Annotated in this window: 1 protein-coding gene; it reads left to right on the top strand. The window is 71.1% G+C overall.

Going from position 1 to position 1,992, the window contains the following annotated elements; genetic code table 11:
- The first annotated feature begins 160 nt into the window (after positions 1 to 160).
- On the top strand, positions 161 to 1,840 hold the full coding sequence (locus tag ABZ749_RS34535) for a right-handed parallel beta-helix repeat-containing protein (RefSeq protein ID WP_357235461.1): 1,680 nt from the start codon (positions 161 to 163) through the stop codon (positions 1,838 to 1,840).
- Positions 1,841 to 1,992: the final 152 nt, after the last annotated feature.

Below are 1,992 nucleotides of genomic sequence, written 5' to 3' on the forward strand. Positions count from 1 at the left end.
CTAGGCCGCCCGTGCGGCGTCGGGGCCGGCGCACGTCCAGGGCTCCCCGGCGGCGTCATCGGGCCGGCGGCGTCATCGGGTCGGGGTTTCCCGGCGGCCTCACCGGGAAGTCGGCCCCGCCGGAACGCACCGAACGCGTCGAAGGGAGCCCGCCGTGGCCGTGGCGAACGAGCTGCTGCTGAACTCGGTCCGGGTACGACGGCCCGCCTCGGCCGGCGCGCCGCTGTACTGCGACGCGCTGGAGTACGGGCTCACCGGTGACGGTGCGACCAACGACCAGCCGGCGCTGGCCGCCCTCGTGGACCGCCTCGGTGCCGGGTACGCCTCGGACGGACGGGCCCGGGTCATCTACTGCCCGCCGGGCATCTACTCGATCCGGGACGCGGGCACCGTGTGGCGCAGCGGTGTGTCGTTGATCGGGGCCGGCCCGGCGGCGACCCGGTTCATGCTCAGCAACGAGGGCAACCGGGCCGACCCCACCCCGTTGGCCTTCTGGACCACTGTGCAGCACGGCGCCGACCGGGACCGGCACATCGCCGACTGCACCTTCTCCGACTTCCAGATCGACGGCTCCGGCGTCGCCATGGCCGAGTACAACTACCTGGCCAAGGGCCTCGGCCTCCAGTACGTGGTGCGGGGCGTCTTCCGCAACCTCTACATCCACCACACCGCCGCCACCGGGCTGGGCTGCGACTTCCTCCAGGACTCCCTGATCGACGGCGTGGTGGTGGTCGGCTGTGGCCGACTGGACAACGGCGAGCAGATGGGTGGCGCCGGCATCGGGATCGGCATCGGCGGCTGGGGAGCGGTGGAGCGGCTGACCATCGCCAACTGCACCGCCCTGGCCAACGGCACCAACGGAATCTTCCTGGAGCTGCAGAAGGACTACTGGGTGCCGCCGCGCGGCTACCGCATCGTCGGCTGCCACAGTCAGGGCAACCGCTTCGGCATCTCCGACTGGGGCGCCGACGGCCTGATCGTCTCCGCCTGCACCATGACCGGAAACCTGGAAACCGGGTTCGACGTGTCGGCGCAGGGCACCTCGTCGGTGGCCGGCCGGGGTGGGCTGCTCACCGACTGCGTCATCGACGGCAACATGTGCGACGGGGTCAGCATCGGTAACAGCCCTGGCCCGTACACCGTCCGAGGCAACCGGATCAGCGGCAACGGCCGGCACGGTTATCACTCGCACGACCTCGGGCGCGGCTACCGGGGCTCGATCCGGGACGTGGTGATCGAGAGCAACGAGTTCTGGGGCAACGGCCTCGACGCGATCCGGATCGACCACCAGATGACCGACGCGGTGCTGCTCAACAACCGCATCCGCAACAACGGGCGGCAGTACGGCGAGGGCACCGGCGGTACCGGTGACGCCGTCCGCTACAGCGAGCGGTGCCTGGTGGACCGGTCGGCCAACTGGCCGCACGACGGGCACCGGGGCAAGGTCCTGCGGGTCGGGAAGTCAGTGGCCATGGTGGCCTCCAACACCGGCGACGAACTCACCCTCGCCCCGGTCCGCCCGGACGCGTTCAGCGCGTGGAGCGGGGACGTGCCACCGCCGGGATGCGGATACGAGCTGGCGGCCGCACCGAAGCTGCGGGCCGGTATCACCGTCGATGCGCCGTTCGACTCGGCGACCATCCGGGGCAACCGGGTGTGGGACAACCACGACAACCCGACCCAGACGCACGGGCTGTGGATCACCGAGCGGGGCAGTTGCGTGGACTGCCGGGTCGAGGACAACGACCTGGCCGGCAACGCCGACGAGGGCATGCGACTGGACACCCCGCCGGTGGGCGGACGGTGGCGGGACAACCACGTGGACAGCGACTGGAGCTGACCCGACGTCGGTCGCCGTCGGACGCCAGGGCGATGGCGACGGCGGGATCCGGACGCTAACGACGTGCGGCGGCGGCCGGGTGGTAACCGGCGAGGTGATCTGCAACGGCAACCGCGAGTCGCTGAGCAGTGTGCTGTCCTCGGACTCGATCC

This window comes from Micromonospora sp. NPDC047753 (assembly GCF_040642735.1).
In the GTDB taxonomy this organism is placed as follows: Bacteria; Actinomycetota; Actinomycetes; order Mycobacteriales; family Micromonosporaceae; genus Micromonospora.